Origin of the sequence: Micromonospora sp. NPDC048905 (assembly GCF_040649655.1) — a bacterium.
Lineage (GTDB): Bacteria > Actinomycetota > Actinomycetes > Mycobacteriales > Micromonosporaceae > Micromonospora.
Genome location: NZ_JBEZFV010000005.1, coordinates 481,022 through 494,889 on the forward strand (window position 1 = coordinate 481,022; position 13,868 = coordinate 494,889).

Consider the following 13,868-nt stretch of genomic DNA (forward strand, 5'->3'; position numbering starts at 1 on the left):
CGCAGGTCACCTGGGCGATCAGCCCGAGCAGCAGGAACGACAGCGCCGGCCAGGCGTAGCCGGTGCTGGTGCGGTCAGCCCGCGTGCTTGCGGCGGGCGGCGGCGCGGCCCCGCTGCTGCTGGTCGAGCACGACCTTGCGGATGCGCACCGCGGTCGGGGTGACCTCGACGCACTCGTCCTCGCGGCAGAACTCCAGAGCCTGCTCCAGCGAGAGCTTGCGCGGCGGGATCAGCTTCTCCGTCTCGTCGGACGTCGACGCCCGCATGTTGGTGAGCTTCTTCTCCTTGGTGATGTTGACGTCCATGTCGTCGGAGCGGGAATTCTCCCCGACGATCATGCCCTCGTAGACCTCGGTGGTGGGGTCGACGAAGAGCTGGCCGCGCTCCTGAAGGTTGATCATCGCGAAGGCGGTGACCGCGCCGGAGCGGTCGGCGACCAGCGAACCGTTGTTGCGGGTACGCAGCTCGCCGAACCACGGCTCGTACGACTCGAAGACGTGGTGCAGGATGCCGGTGCCCCGGGTGTCGGTGAGGAACTCGGTGCGGAAGCCGATCAGGCCGCGCGCCGGGACCAGCCACTCCATCCGGATCCAGCCGGTGCCATGGTTGACCAGCTGCTCCATCCGGCCCTTGCGGGTGGCGAGGAGCTGGGTGATCGCGCCCAGGTATTCCTCCGGGGCGTCGATGGTCAGCCGCTCGACCGGCTCGCAGGTCTTGCCGTCGATCTCCTTGGTCACGACCTGCGGCTTGCCGACGGTCAGCTCGTAGCTCTCCCGGCGCATCTGCTCGACCAGGATGGCCAGCGCCAGCTCACCACGGCCCTGCACCTCCCAGGCGTCCGGCCGCTCGGTGGGCAGGACCCGCAGGGACACGTTGCCGATCAGCTCCTTGTCGAGCCGGTCCTTGACCATCCGCGCGGTGACCTTGGAGCCCTTGACCCGGCCGACCAGCGGTGAGGTGTTGGTGCCGATGGTCATCGAGATGGCCGGCTCGTCGACGGTGATCAGCGGCAGCGCGACCGGGTTCTCGACGTCGGCGAGCGTCTCGCCGATCATGATCTCCGGGATGCCGGCGACGGCGATGATGTCGCCCGGGCCGGCGGTCTCGGCCGGCTTACGCTCCAGGCCCTCGGTCATCAGCATCTCGGAGATGCGGACCCGCTGGGTGCTGCCGTCGGTGCGGCACCAGGCCACCGTCTGGCCCTTGCTGATGGTGCCCTGGCGGACCCGGCACAGCGCGAGCCGGCCGAGGAACGGGGAGGCGTCGAGGTTGGTGACGTGCGCCTGCAGGGGAGCGCCATCCTCGTACGCGGGTGCCGGGATGGTGTCCAGCAGGGTGCGGAACAGCGGCTCCAGGGAGGTGCTGTCGTCCGGCACCGAACCGTCGGCGGGCTGGGTCAGCGAGGCGATGCCGTCGCGGGCGCAGGCGTAGACGATCGGGAAGTCGATCTGCTCCTCGTCGGCGTCCAGGTCGAGGAAGAGCTCGTAGGTGTCGTCCACGACCTCCTTGATCCGGGCGTCCGGACGGTCCACCTTGTTGATCACCAGGATGATCGGCATGCGGGCCCGCAGCGCCTTGCGCAGCACGAAGCGGGTCTGCGGCAGTGGGCCCTCGCTGGCGTCGACGAGCAGCACCACACCGTCGACCATGGTCAGGCCGCGCTCGACCTCGCCACCGAAGTCGGCGTGGCCGGGAGTGTCGATGATGTTGATGGTGACCGGGTCGGAGCCGTCCGCCGGCAGGTAGTGCACGCCGGTGTTCTTGGCCAGGATCGTGATGCCCTTTTCCCGCTCCAGGTCCCCGGAGTCCATCACCCGCTCGGTGTTCTCGCCGCGTGCGCCGTACGCGCCGGCCTGCCGCAACATGGCGTCGACCAGGGTGGTCTTGCCGTGGTCGACGTGAGCGATGATGGCGACGTTGCGGAGGTCGGTGCGAAGCTGCATACCCTCTATCCTTCCGCCTGCGCTCGCGCAGGCCGCGTCGGGGTCACCCCCAGGTGCCCCTGATCTATGGTGAAACTGCTGTCCGGGTGGTTCCCCCGGCTGGCATGCTGACTCCCGTGTTCCGGGGGCCTGAGTGCACGACCTGCTGACCTGGGTGCAGAGTCTGCCCGCCCTCTGGATCTACCTGGTCGCCGCGCTGATCGTGGCGGGCGAGACCGCGGTGATCTTCGGCCTGCTCGTGCCGGGTGAGGCTACCCTGCTGCTCGTCGGCTTCCTCACCTACAACGGTACCTTGCGGCTCGGACCGGCGTTGCTCGCGATGATCGTCGCGGCGGTCGTCGGTGACGGACTGGCCTTCCGCGCCGGACGGCGCTACGGGCCCCGGCTGCGCGCCGGGCTGGGCCACCGGGTCGGTCCCGAGCGGTGGGCCAGGGCCGATGCCATGCTCGCCCGGCTCGGTGGGCGGGGTGTGTTCGCGGCCCGCTGGGTGGCCTTCGCCCGCACCCTGGTGCCCCGGTTGGCCGGTGCGGCCGGCATGCCGTACCGGCGGTTCGCCCCGTGGAACCTTGCCGGGGTGGCGACCTGGGTGGGCGGCTCGGTCCTGCTCGGTCACCTCGCGGGTGAGTCGTACGACACGGTCTCCCGGCTGCTCGGCCGGGCCACCGGTGTGGCGCTGCTGCTGCTGGCCGGTCTGCTGGGCGTCGTGCTGGTCGGCCGGTGGCTGGGTCGCAATCCCGACCCGGTCCGCGCGCTGCTGTCCCGGGCCGGCGCGCTACCCCCGGTGCGGTGGCTCACCGCGCGCTACGGGGTGCTGTTCTTCCTGGTGGCCATGCGGATCGGGCCGGCCTGGACGCTGCTGCTCAATCTGGCCGCCGGGCTCCTGCTGCTCTTCGCCGCCGGGCTCGCCATCGCCGGCCTGCTCGCCGTGGTGATCCGCAACAGTGGGTTGGCCGCGCTCGACGACGCCATCGCGGGGTGGTTCGCCGCCCGGCGTACCCCGGACGCCGCCGAGGCCACGATGGTCGTGGTGTCGGCGATGCGAGGTTCGGTTCTGATCACCCTGGTGGGGTTGGTGGCGGCGGTGCTGGCGTGGCGTAGCCGACCATGGCGGGCGGACCTGCTCAGCGTGGTCGGCACGGTCGGTGCGTTCGTGCCGCTTGTGGTGCTGGCGGTGGCCGCCGAGGTGACTGGTGCGCACGGCGCCACAGCCGACGGCGGCGACGTGGCCGCGCTCTCGACCCAGAACGCCGTCGCCGCGGCGAGCTTCTGCACCCTGGCCTGGCTGGTGTCGCGCAGTGCCCGCTGGCCGGCGGCGGTGGCCGCGTGGACGACCGCCGCCGCGGGGGTGCTCGGGATCGGCGGTGCACGGCTCTACCTCGGCCTGGACACGGCGAGCGGGACCGCCGCGGCGGTGCTGCTCGGGGTCCTCTGGACCGTGGTGTTCATGGTCGCCTGGGCCACCCGGGACCGGGCCGTCGGTGATCTCGAACAGCCGGACGACCAGGTGCGCACGCCGTCGCAGGGGCATCGCCGCCCGGTGGAACCTTGTTAGGGTGCGACCACTGTCACACGGGGAGGCATGGAAATGGTTCGATGGACAAAACGGCTGGGCGCTGCCGCGCTCGCCGGGCTGCTGTTGTCGAGCGTGCTGGTCGGGTGCGCCGGCGAGGGGGAGAGCCCGCAGGACCAGACCGCTCCGGTCGCGCTCGCCGACACGCCGTTGGAGACCCCCACCGACGAGGCCAGCGCGGAGCCGAGCCCCTCGGTGAGCACCGTGGAGTCACTGGGGGCCGCGCCGAGCCGTCGCGCGTCGCCATCGCCGACCGCGAAGCCGAAGAAGAAGCCGACCCGCACGGCCCCGAAGCCGCTCGCGGTGGCGAAACCGCCCACCGAGACCGTGGTCCCGCCGGCGCCGCCGAAGCCGGCGCCCAGCTCCTGCAAGCCGACCTACCGGGGCACGGAGGTGGCCCAGGCCGAGGTGAAGGCGGCGCTGACCGAGGCGGCCGGCCGTTCCTACTGGCCGGTCTCCGCGCCGGGCATCAAGATTCCACTCGACCTGCTCAAGGCCACCGCCTGGCAGGAGAGCGGCTGGCAGTCCAACATCTACGCCTGCGACGGCGGCGTGGGGTTGATGCAGGTGATGCCGGGCACCGCGACCTGGATGAACCAGCGGTTCGAGCAGAGCTACGAGATCGACGACTACGGGGACAACGCCGCCCTGGGGGCCACCTACCTGGCCTGGGTCACGAAGTACATCGGCGACATGTACTTCGAGTCCGACTTCCGCCTCGACCCGGGGCTGTGCGGTGCCGAGCTGAATTCCTGCCTGCTCAACGCGGTCATCGCCGCGTACAACGCCGGGCACGGTGCGGTGGCGCAGGAGGGCGAGCCCCTGGTCATCCCCAACCCGTCGTACGTGCGCAACGTGCGGGCGCTGATGACCGAGTGCGTCTGCCTGGGCTACTGATCTCGACGGGGCCGTGCCGGTGTCGCCACGGCCCCGCGGGTGTCGGTCAGTCGCGGGCGGCGACCGGCTCCGGCGACGCCGGGCTGTCCGCCGGGTGCTCCGGGGTGATCCGTCCGGGCCACCAGAAGCGGTCTCCGAGCAGGAACGCCAGCGCCGGCACGAGGACGGTGCGCACCAGCAGGGTGTCGAGCAGCACGCCGATGCAGACGATGATGCCGATCTGGGTCAGCGTGATCAGTGGCAGCACGCCGAGCACGGCGAAGACCGCGGCGAGCAGCACTCCGGCGCTGGTGATCACCCCGCCGGTGACCCGCAGGGCGGAGAGCATCCCGTCGCGGGTGCCCGCGCCGCGCGCGTCCTCCCGGGCACGGGTGACCAGGAAGATGTTGTAGTCCACCCCGAGTGCCACCAGGAACACGAAGGCCAGCAGCAGCACACCGCTGTCCAGTGCGGGGAAGCCCAGCACGTGGTCGAAGAGCAGCCACGCCGCGCCGAGGCTGGCGAAGAACGACGCGATCACGGTGAGCACCAGCAGCAGCGGGGCCAGCAGGCCGCGGAGCAGCAGCACGAGCACGGCGCCGACGAGCAGCAGGATGATCGGCAGGATCAGTCGCAGGTCGCGGTCGTTGGCCTCGTCGGAGTCGTACGTGGCGGCCACCGAGCCACCGACGATCGCCCCGGACGGCGCGTCGGCGCCGGCCGCGGCCGGAGGCGCGGAACCGGGAACGGCGGCAACCGCAGCGCGCAGCGCCTCGACGGCGCGGTCGGAGGCGGTGGTGCCGGGTTCGGCGTCCAGGACGACGTCGACCTGGGCGACGGTGTCCCCGGCGTCGCCGGGGCGTGCCGAGGCGACCCCGGGCACGGCGGTGGCGGCCTCGGTGACCGCCCGCGCCGCCGCCGGGTTGGTGAGCACGGCCACCGGCTGGGTGCTGCCGGCGGGGAACGCACGGGCGAGGGTCTGCGCCCCGGTCACCGCCTCGGGCTCCGCCCGGAACTGCTCGGTCTCGGACAGGCCGGTGCGGATCCCGAGCCCGCCCAGCGCCAGGCCACCGAGCAGCAGGGTGGCCAGCACCGCGACCACCACCGGGCGGCGTTGCACGGCGGTGCCGAGCCGGCCCCAGAGCCGTCCCTCGCGGGCCGGGCCACCGACGCGGGGTACGAACGGCCAGAACAGGCCGCGACCGAGGAGCACCAGCACGGCGGGGAGCACGAACAGCGCCGAGAACATGGCGAAGACCACACCGGTGGCGCAGGCCACGGCGAGTGCCCGGTTGGTCTCCTGCTCGCTGAGCAGCAGGGTGAGGACGCCGAGCACCACGGTGCCGCCGCTGGCGAGGATGGGCTCGGCGGTACGGCGCAACGCGGCGCGCATCGCCGCGTACCGGTCCTGCTCGCGCCCCAACTCCTCGCGGTAGCGGGCGATGAGCAGCAGCGCGTAGTCGGTGGCGGCGCCGAAGACCAGCACGCTGGCGATGCCGGTGACCTGGCCCGGCTGGAGGTTGACGCCGACGGCCGGGACGATGGCGTCGACCGCGCGCAGGGTGAGCTGCTCGGTCGCGGCGACCACGACCAGGGGCACCACCCACAGGAACGGACTGCGGTAGGTGATCAGCAACAGCAGCGCCACCACGGCGGCGGTCACCGCGAGCAGGGTGACGTCCGCACCGTCGAACACCGAGGACAGGTCGGCGGTGAAGGCCGGGGCACCGGTCACCTCGGCGGTCAGCCCGCCGGGCAGGTCGGCCAGCGCGGCGCGCAGCTTCTCGACCGTGTCGGTGACCTCGTCCTGACCGCCGGCGGTGTCGATCGGCACGGCGACCAGCGCGACCGCCCCGTCCGGGGAGAGCTGCGGGGGACTGACCCGCCCATCCACCGCGAAGCGGCCCAGGTCGCCGGCGCGGGCGGTGACGGTGGCGCGGTCGGCCTCGCTCAGCGCGCCGCCGTCACCTCGGCTCACCACCACGATGGCCGGTTGGACCTCGCTGGACGGCAGCTGCTCCTGCAGGCGCTCCACCTGGGTCGACTGCCACTGCGCGGACAGGCCGGTGGCGGAGACCGGTGCCGGGTTGTCCGGTTGGGGCGTTCCGAAGACGACCGCGCCGACGACGATCGCCGCGGCCACGGTGAGCCAGGCGGCCAGCCGACCGCGCGCGACCCTGGTGAACACAGACATCAGATGACCCCAAAAGTCCTTCGGCAGGCAAGTATCTTGATAGCCGAGATTATCCGGGGCTGATCTATGCTGCAACCCGGGAGACCGACGACGGGAAGAGCGACGCGAGGTGGCGACTCACGGCATGTACCGGCGGCGCGACACGCGCCGCGAGCAGCTGGTCGCGGAGATCACCAACAACCTCCGGCGGTACGCGGTGGACGCCCAGCAGGTCGGCCACGCCTTCGCCAACCTGCACGGTCTCAACCCGACCGACCTCCAGGCCCTGATCGCGGTGATGGACGCCGAGCTGGTCGGTGACCCGATCACCCCCGGCCGCCTCGGCGAGCAGCTCAACCTCTCCTCCGGCTCGGTCACCGCTCTGATCGACCGGCTGGAGCGGGCCGGCCACATCCGTCGGGACCGGGACACCGTCGACCGGCGCAAGGTGCTGCTGCACTACGCCGACCAGGGAGCGGCGCTCGCCATGCGGTTCTTCCAGCCGCTGGGCGCGCGTACCGACACGGTGATGGCCCGCTTCGACGACGACGAGCTGGAGGTGGTGCACCGGTTCATGGCGGAGATGAGCGAGTCGCTGCGGGGGCACCGGGACGCGGTGCGCGCCGCCCGGCCCGGATCGCCCCGCCCGACGACGGGCTGAGCCGTGCCGGACCGGCTGGTCACCCGCCTCGCCGCCGCCGTGCTGCGGTTGCCACCGATCCGTCCCGCCCCGGTGCGGGTCACCCGCGACATCCCGATCCGGACCCGCGACGGTGTGGTGCTGCGGACCGATCACTACGCCCCGGCGGCGCGGGACGCCCCGACCGTCCTGATCCGCACCCCGTACGGGCGGGGCGGTCCGCTGCGGCTGCTCGGCCGGGTGCTCGCCGCGCGGGGACGGCACGCGGTGATCCAGGACTGTCGGGGCACCGGAGGGTCCGGCGGCACGTTCGCGCCGCTGGTGCACGAGCGCGACGACGGAGTGGACACCCTGGACTGGCTGCGTCGCCAGCCCTGGTGGTCCGGCCAGCTCGGCATGTTCGGGATCAGCTACCAGGGTTTCGCTCAGTGGGCGCTGGCCGCCGACGCCGGCGACGAGTTGCGCGCGATGGTCGCGGTGGTGACCGCCTCGGCCACCCGGGACTCGACGTACGCGGGGGAGTCCTTCGCCCTGGACACCGTGTTGACCTGGGCGGAGCTGCTGCACGCGCAGACCGTGCCGTGGTTGGCCCGGCAGTGGGAGCTCAAGCGGGGCCAGCCCCGGCTCGCCGCCGCGCTGGTACACCTGCCGCTCGCGGATGCCGACCGGGTGGCCACCGGCGTGACCATCCCGTTCTTTCAGGAGTGGCTGCGCCACCACACCCCGGAGGCGGCGTACTGGCGCGAGCGCGTCTTCGCCGACCGGGTGGCCCGGGTGCGGGCGCCGGTGGTCATGGTGACCGGCTGGCACGACATCTTCCTGCCCGCCCAACTCGACGACCACGCCACGCTGCGCGCCGCCGGCACGCGGCCGCGCCTCGTGATCGGCCCCTGGACGCACGGCAGCCCCGGACTGTTCGTGGCTGCCCTGCGGGAGGGGTTGGCCTGGCTCGACGAGCACCTGACGGCGGCGACCCGGGCAGGCCGGGGGTCACGCCGCGCCGCGGCCGCCCCGGTCCGGCTGTACGTGGGTGGTCCCGGCGGTGGTTGGCGGGACCTGCCGGACTGGCCACCCCCGACGGTGGAGACCGCCTGGCACCTGCATCCGGGCGGCGAACTGGCGGTACGCCCACCTGTCGCGTCGGCGCCGGACGAGTTCCGGTACGACCCGGCCGACCCCACCCCGTCGCTGGGTGGGCCGCTGCTGGTCGCCAAGCGAGCCGGTCCGGTGGACAACCGGCAGGTCGAGGCCCGCCCCGACGTGCTGACCTACACCAGCGCCCCGCTGACCGGACCGCTCGAGGCGATCGGCCCGGTACGCGCCGAGATCCACGTCCGCGCCGAGCTGTCGCACCTGGACGTCTTCGTGCGGCTGTGTGATGTGGACAAGCGCGGTCGATCGTGGAACGTCTGCGACGGTCTGGTGCGGGTGACACCCGAGCGCTTTCCCGCCGACTCGTCCGGGGTGCTGCGGGTCCCGGTGGCGCTCTGGCCGACCGCGTACCGGTTCGCCGCCGGGCACCGGCTGCGGGTGCAGGTCGCCGGCGGCGCCCATCCGCGGTGGGCGCGTAACCCCGGCACCGGGGAACCCCTCGGTACGGCGGTGACGCTGCGTGCCGGTTGGCAGCAGGTGCTGCATGACCCCACGCACCCGTCGGCGCTGCTGCTGCCGATCGTCCACTCAGCCCCGACGGCACCCCCAATCTAAAAAGAACCCGTCTGAGCTGGGCATTCATCGATATTGCGGGCTATGGTTGCGGTAACGCCCGGTGCCGTGCAGCAAGCCGACCGGGATCGCCCGAAGCCCAACATCGCGTACGCGGTGTGACGTCGTCCCGGTCCCCGCCCCATCTGGAAGGGGGACCCCATGACTCGGGCCCCGGCAAACCTATTGGCCCTCCGAAGCCTGCTTCTCACTCACCTCGACAACGCCCCCGGCCCGGACGACCTGGATCCGGACGAGGTCGGCATCGTCGGCGATCCGGCCCACCGCGGTGGCTATCACTGCGGCTCGGACCGGGTGGTCACGAACGACTACTCGGTCGTCGAGTCACCCCGGGACCGGGCCGGACTGACCCTGGACGCGGCGGCGCTGGACGTCGGCCAGTTCGAGGTCCGCTCCGGTGGTCGGACGCACACCATGGCCAGCTTCTCGCTCTGGTGCGTGGCCCAGTGCGTCGCGAACGCGGCCGACACCCGGGACATCCGCGAGATCATCTACAGCCCCGACGGCAGCACCGTGAAGCGGTGGGACCGCCTCGGCCTGCGCAACACCGGCGACAGCTCGCACCGCTGGCACACCCACTTCAGCTTCTTCCGTGACGCCATCAAGGCCGGCCGCGACCAACGGCCGTTGTTCCGCCGCTACCTCAGTTCCATCGGACTCCTGGAGGACGACGACATGACCCCCGAAGAACACAACTGGCTGGCCACCGTCCACAAGAACCTCACCGTGCTGGACGGTCGCTACCCGATCGGACAGATCTACACCCGGATGGCGGAGGGTCGGGACGACACCGGTGCCCCGGTGACCGGCAACTGGAACCTGCAGGCGATGACGAAGCAGCTCACCGCCCTGCAGACCACGCTCAACGCACTGATGGGGAAGGACTTCACCGACGAGGCGGCGATCATCGAGGGTGTCCTGACCGGGCTGACGCCGGAGGATATCGCCGCGGCAATTCCGCCCACCATCGCCAAACAGGTCGCCGACGAGCTGTCCCGCCGGCTGGTCGCCTGAGCGAGGGGCGGCCCGTCCCCGCCGGGTCGCCCCTCCCTGCCCGTCGCATCCCGCAACAGTTCTTGGGCAACATCCATTGCGCAAGAGCTGTTGCGGATGTCATCCTGGGGGCATGGAGACCCCCGACGTACGCCACGTCACCGACTCGCGGGTGCTGGCCGCCATGGCCCACCCGCTGCGCCGCCGGCTGATGGACGTGCTCAAGGTGCACGGGCCGTCGACCGTCGGCCTGCTCGCCGAGCGCACCGGCCAGGCGCCGGCGAACGTCAGCCACCACCTCAAGGTCCTCGCCGCCGCGGACCTGGTCACCGAAGCTCCCGAGCTGGCCCGCGACCGGCGCGAGCGGTGGTGGCGGCTGGTCACCCGAGGGGTGCGGTGGTCTAACCGCGACTTCGACGCCGACCCGGCCGCCCGAGCGGTCGCCGACGCCGCCACCTCTCTCAACCTGGACCGGCACGTCGCCCTGGCCCGAGCCTGGCACGCCGCCGACGACGCGGCGCAGGCCGCCTGGCACGACGGCCCGTTCTCTCTGAACAAGTGGTTGCACCTCACCCCCGACGAACTGGCCGAGCTGAGCCGCGAAATGGTCGCGCTGCTGGACCGCTGGGCCGACCGGTCGGTCCCCGCCGACGGCCACGAGCGGCAGCCGGTTTTCGTGTTCGCGCACGGAATTCCGGCCCGGCCGTGACCGCGGCCACCCGTACCGACCCGGGGACGGTCCCGCCACGCGGCGGGCTGCTGCGGCACCGTGACTTCCGGCTGCTCTGGACCGGACAGACGGTCAGCAGCATCGGCAGCAACGTCACCACCGTCGCGCTTCCGCTGGTCGCGGTCGCCGTCCTGGACGCCGGCACCTTCCAGGTGGCGGTGCTCACCGCCGCCGCCTGGCTGCCCTGGCTGCTGATCGGCCTGCCGGCCGGCGCGTGGGTGGACCGGCTGCCCCGCCGGTCGGTGATGGTGGTGTGCGACCTCTTCTGCGCACTGGCCTTCCTCAGCGTCCCACTGGCTGCCCTGCTGGGCCGGCTCACCGTGGGGCACCTACTGGTGGTCGCCCTCAGCGCCGGCGCCGCGCGGGTCTTCTTCGAGACCGCCGACCAGGTGTACCTGCCGGTGCTGCTGCGACCCGAGCAACTGCCGGAGGGCAACGCGAAGCTCCAGGCGACCCAGACCGTCAGCTACGTCGTCGGGCCCGGCCTCGCCGGCCTGATCGCCCAGCTCACCGGTGCCGTTGCCGCGCTGGTGCTGGACGCGTTCACGTTTCTGGCCTCCGCGATCTTCCTGCTGCGGATTCGCACCGTCGAACCACGGGCACGCCGCCGGGCGGACCGATCCCGCTCACTGCGCCGGGACATCGCCGAGGGGCTGCGCTTCGTCACTCGCGACCCGTACCTGCGGGTGCTGACGGTCTTCGGCGCGGCCAGCAACATCGGGTTGACCGGCTACCAGGCCGTTCTGGTGGTCTTCCTGGTCCGGGAGCTTCGACTCGAACCAGGCCTGGTGGGCGCGCTGGTCGGGGTGATGAGCGCCGGAGGGATCACCGGGGCGCTGCTCGCCACCACGCTGGGCCGCCGCTGCGGCACCGCGCGGGCACTGCTGGTCGCCGCGTTGCTCACCGGCCCGCCGGCCCTGCTCATCCCGCTCGCCGCACCGGGCGTCGGGCTGATCTGGCCGGCCCTCGGCGGAGTGCTGATCGGCCTCGGGGTGGCCATCGGCAACGTGGTCAAGGCTGCCTTCCGGCAGACCTACACGCCGCACCACCTGCTCGGGCGGGTGACGGTGAGCATGCATCTGCTCAACTACGGCACGATCCCGCTGGCGGCCGTGCTCGCAGGAGCCCTCGGCGCGCGCTACGGCGTTGGGACAGCCATATTCGTGATGACCGCCTGGTTGGCGGTCACCCCGTTGATTCTGTTGATCGGGCCGATCCGGAGGCGGCGGGACCTGCCCGCCGCCCCGGCGGCGTCTTGAGTGCGCTGCGACGGCGGCCGGAGACCGGCCGCCGTCACCGGCACGGAGCTACATCGGGCGGACGTTGTCCGCCTGCGGACCCTTCTGCCCCTGGGTCACCTCGAACTCGACCTTCTGGCCCTCGTTGAGCTCCCGGTAGCCGCTCGAGGCGATGGCGGAGTAGTGGACGAACACGTCCGGCCCTCCACCGTCCTGCTCGATGAAACCGAAGCCCTTTTCCGAGTTGAACCACTTAACCGTGCCGGTTGCCATGCATCTCTCCCTGTTCAAAGCGGCTGACCCTCGGCCTCTGGCCGATGATCGCCCGTACCTGTCCGACAGTAACGGGCGAAACCCCAATCCGCTGGCCGAAGTGCCGTAGGTCTTCCTGTGAAGTCGGGTGAACTCTACGTGCGGGCATGTGAAACCTGCCCCGAACACCCGCCGCTGGGGCATGCTTGCGCCGATGAGGGGTGCCGCAGCCGACGTGCTGACCGAGCTGGAGCGCGAGATAGACGCGCCCGGCGCGGGCCTGGACCGGCTCCGGTTGGTGCCCACCCCGTTCGTCCCCGAGGTGCGACTGCACCTGGCCGAGGACGCGATCGTCTACTGGGCTCGGATGGAGGCGGCCGCCGGGCACGCCCTGCCGGCCCCGTACTGGGCGTCCGCCTGGGCCGGCGGTCAGGCCCTGGCCCGCCACCTCCTGGACCACCCGGAACTGGCCGCCGGTCGTCGGGTGCTCGACCTCGCCGCCGGGTCGGGACTGGTGGCCATCGCCGCCGCGCTGGCCGGTGCCGCGGAGGTGGTCGCCAACGACATCGACCCGTACGCCGTCGCCGCCGTCACCCTCAACGCGCGGGCCAACCGGGTCGCCGTCGACGTCACCGGCGACGACCTGCTCGACGGCACCGACGTGGAGGCCGATCTGGTGGTCGCCGGCGACGTGTTCTACGACCGCGCGATGGCCGACCGGATGTTGCCCTTCCTGCAGAGGGCCGCCGCCCGGGGCGCCGACGTGCTGGTCGGTGACCCCGGCCGGGGGCACCTACCGGCGGACCGCCTGGCGGTCCTGGCCGACTATCCGGTGCCCACCACCGAACCCTCGGTCGACTCGTCGTTACGTCGGGTGCAGGTGCTCCGGCCCGTCTGAGCGCGGACGACGCCTCAGGGACGACCCCGAGACCGATACCAGGGGGGTGTGGGGGCTGGAACCGGATGTCCGACCCGGTGCGGCGGCCATAGCGTACGAGGCATGACGCAATGGCTGGCACAGGTCGGAGAACTACCGGTTCTGCTGCTGATGGGTGTGCTGGGCCTCGTCATGCTCTTCGACGCCGTACCCCTGCTGGGTGTCCTGGTCCCCGGCGACGTGGCGATCCTGGCCGCCGTCGGGGTGGGCCGCCCGACCACCGGGCTGGCGACCTTCACCGCGGTGCTGGTCGGCTGCCTGGCCGGCTGGTCACTGAGCTTCCTGATCGGCCGTCGCTACTCCGAGCGGCTGCGACACAGCCGGATCGGTGGCTGGATCGGTGAGCCGCGCTGGGCAGCCGCGGAGGGGATCCTGCGTCGCGGTGGCGGTCGGATGATGGTCGTCGCGCCGTTCCTGCCCGTGTTCAACGCGCTGCTTCCGCTGGCCGCCGGCGGGCTACGGATGTCGTACCGGCGATTTCTCGGTTGCGCGGCGCTCGGCGCCGCCGCCTGGGCCGGTCTCTACCTCGCGCTGGGCACCGCGTCCCGATCGCTGGCCGGGCTGCTGCCGGGGGACCCCAGCCCGCTGTTGGTGACCATGGGGGTCGGGGTAGTGCTGGCCTCCGTCGTGCTGCTGGGGGCGCGGCGGCGGTTGTTCGCTGTCACTGGCTGAGGGGTGGTTGCGGTTTGGGGGCGGGGCCTGCCGTGCCCGGCTCAGGGATCAAGCCTGACCGCCCGGTGCCGTTCCCGGGTGCCCCGGAAGGTGCGGCCGACGCGTACGTCCTGCCGAAG

General features: G+C 72.1%; 12 protein-coding genes. 9 read left to right on the forward strand and 3 right to left on the reverse strand.

Going from position 1 to position 13,868, the window contains the following annotated elements; genetic code table 11:
* Window positions 1–74 precede the first annotated feature (74 nt).
* Complete coding sequence (gene typA, locus AB0C01_RS16725; protein WP_357251332.1) at window positions 75–1,943, reverse strand: translational GTPase TypA; 1,869 nt, start codon at window positions 1,941–1,943, stop codon at window positions 75–77.
* Between the two features lie 133 nt (window positions 1,944–2,076).
* Between typA and AB0C01_RS16730 the strand changes: the two genes are divergently transcribed.
* Both AB0C01_RS16730 and AB0C01_RS16735 read left to right on the forward strand, forming a co-directional pair.
* Window positions 2,077–3,495 (forward strand): DedA family protein, encoded by a 1,419-nt coding sequence (locus AB0C01_RS16730; protein WP_357251335.1) that lies wholly within the window; start codon window positions 2,077–2,079, stop codon window positions 3,493–3,495.
* A gap of 33 nt (window positions 3,496–3,528) precedes the next feature.
* Window positions 3,529–4,410 carry a transglycosylase SLT domain-containing protein gene (locus AB0C01_RS16735; protein ID WP_357251338.1) on the forward strand — a complete coding sequence of 294 codons (882 nt, stop codon included), beginning with the start codon at window positions 3,529–3,531 and terminating at the stop codon, window positions 4,408–4,410.
* Between the two features lie 46 nt (window positions 4,411–4,456).
* Here the strand turns inward: AB0C01_RS16735 and AB0C01_RS16740 are convergent, their stop codons facing one another.
* The gene (locus tag AB0C01_RS16740; protein ID WP_357571537.1) at window positions 4,457–6,583 is read right to left on the reverse strand and encodes an efflux RND transporter permease subunit; all 2,127 of its coding nucleotides are present in this window, start codon (window positions 6,581–6,583) and stop codon (window positions 4,457–4,459) included.
* Window positions 6,584–6,707: 124 nt separating this feature from the next.
* Here AB0C01_RS16740 and AB0C01_RS16745 point away from each other — a divergent pair, with 124 nt between their 5' ends.
* The 5 genes from AB0C01_RS16745 (at window position 6,708) to AB0C01_RS16765 (ending at window position 11,909) form a co-directional block, all read left to right on the forward strand.
* On the forward strand, window positions 6,708–7,223 hold the full coding sequence (locus tag AB0C01_RS16745; protein WP_357251446.1) for a MarR family transcriptional regulator: 516 nt from the start codon (window positions 6,708–6,710) through the stop codon (window positions 7,221–7,223).
* 3 nt (window positions 7,224–7,226) lie between these two features.
* Window positions 7,227–8,909 (forward strand): CocE/NonD family hydrolase, encoded by a 1,683-nt coding sequence (locus tag AB0C01_RS16750; RefSeq protein ID WP_357571538.1) that lies wholly within the window; start codon window positions 7,227–7,229, stop codon window positions 8,907–8,909.
* A 159-nt stretch (window positions 8,910–9,068) separates the two neighbouring features.
* Window positions 9,069–9,941: a hypothetical protein gene (locus tag AB0C01_RS16755; protein ID WP_357571539.1), complete on the forward strand. Its 873-nt coding sequence runs from the start codon at window positions 9,069–9,071 to the stop codon at window positions 9,939–9,941.
* A gap of 112 nt (window positions 9,942–10,053) precedes the next feature.
* Window positions 10,054–10,629, forward strand: a complete 576-nt coding sequence (locus tag AB0C01_RS16760; RefSeq protein ID WP_357571540.1) for a metalloregulator ArsR/SmtB family transcription factor — start codon at window positions 10,054–10,056, stop codon at window positions 10,627–10,629.
* Complete coding sequence (locus AB0C01_RS16765) at window positions 10,626–11,909, forward strand: MFS transporter (RefSeq protein ID WP_357571541.1); 1,284 nt, start codon at window positions 10,626–10,628, stop codon at window positions 11,907–11,909. Before AB0C01_RS16760 ends, AB0C01_RS16765 begins: the two co-directional genes overlap by 4 nt.
* A gap of 48 nt (window positions 11,910–11,957) precedes the next feature.
* Here the strand turns inward: AB0C01_RS16765 and AB0C01_RS16770 are convergent, their stop codons facing one another.
* Entirely contained in the window at window positions 11,958–12,161 is a 204-nt protein-coding gene (locus AB0C01_RS16770) for a cold-shock protein (protein WP_007462771.1), read from the reverse strand.
* A gap of 181 nt (window positions 12,162–12,342) precedes the next feature.
* Here AB0C01_RS16770 and AB0C01_RS16775 point away from each other — a divergent pair, with 181 nt between their 5' ends.
* Both AB0C01_RS16775 and AB0C01_RS16780 read left to right on the forward strand, forming a co-directional pair.
* Window positions 12,343–13,038, forward strand: coding sequence for a 50S ribosomal protein L11 methyltransferase (locus AB0C01_RS16775; RefSeq protein ID WP_357571562.1), 696 nt, complete (start codon window positions 12,343–12,345; stop codon window positions 13,036–13,038).
* A 102-nt stretch (window positions 13,039–13,140) separates the two neighbouring features.
* Window positions 13,141–13,749 carry a VTT domain-containing protein gene (locus AB0C01_RS16780; RefSeq protein WP_357251355.1) on the forward strand — a complete coding sequence of 203 codons (609 nt, stop codon included), beginning with the start codon at window positions 13,141–13,143 and terminating at the stop codon, window positions 13,747–13,749.
* The last annotated feature ends 119 nt before the right edge of the window (window positions 13,750–13,868 follow it).

What these genes read in the sequence shown, in the direction of transcription:
- AB0C01_RS16745 (WP_357251446.1), top strand. Translation starts at nt 6,708, where the DNA reads ATGTACCGGCGGCGCGACACGCGCCGCGAGCAGCTGGTCGCGGAGATC.
- typA (WP_357251332.1), bottom strand. Translation starts at nt 1,943, where the DNA reads ATGCAGCTTCGCACCGACCTCCGCAACGTCGCCATCATCGCTCACGTC.
- AB0C01_RS16775 (WP_357571562.1), top strand. Translation starts at nt 12,343, where the DNA reads ATGCTTGCGCCGATGAGGGGTGCCGCAGCCGACGTGCTGACCGAGCTG.
- AB0C01_RS16770 (WP_007462771.1), bottom strand. Translation starts at nt 12,161, where the DNA reads ATGGCAACCGGCACGGTTAAGTGGTTCAACTCGGAAAAGGGCTTCGGT.
- AB0C01_RS16740 (WP_357571537.1), bottom strand. Translation starts at nt 6,583, where the DNA reads ATGTCTGTGTTCACCAGGGTCGCGCGCGGTCGGCTGGCCGCCTGGCTC.
- AB0C01_RS16735 (WP_357251338.1), top strand. Translation starts at nt 3,529, where the DNA reads ATGGTTCGATGGACAAAACGGCTGGGCGCTGCCGCGCTCGCCGGGCTG.
- AB0C01_RS16760 (WP_357571540.1), top strand. Translation starts at nt 10,054, where the DNA reads ATGGAGACCCCCGACGTACGCCACGTCACCGACTCGCGGGTGCTGGCC.
- AB0C01_RS16780 (WP_357251355.1), top strand. Translation starts at nt 13,141, where the DNA reads ATGACGCAATGGCTGGCACAGGTCGGAGAACTACCGGTTCTGCTGCTG.
- AB0C01_RS16755 (WP_357571539.1), top strand. Translation starts at nt 9,069, where the DNA reads ATGACTCGGGCCCCGGCAAACCTATTGGCCCTCCGAAGCCTGCTTCTC.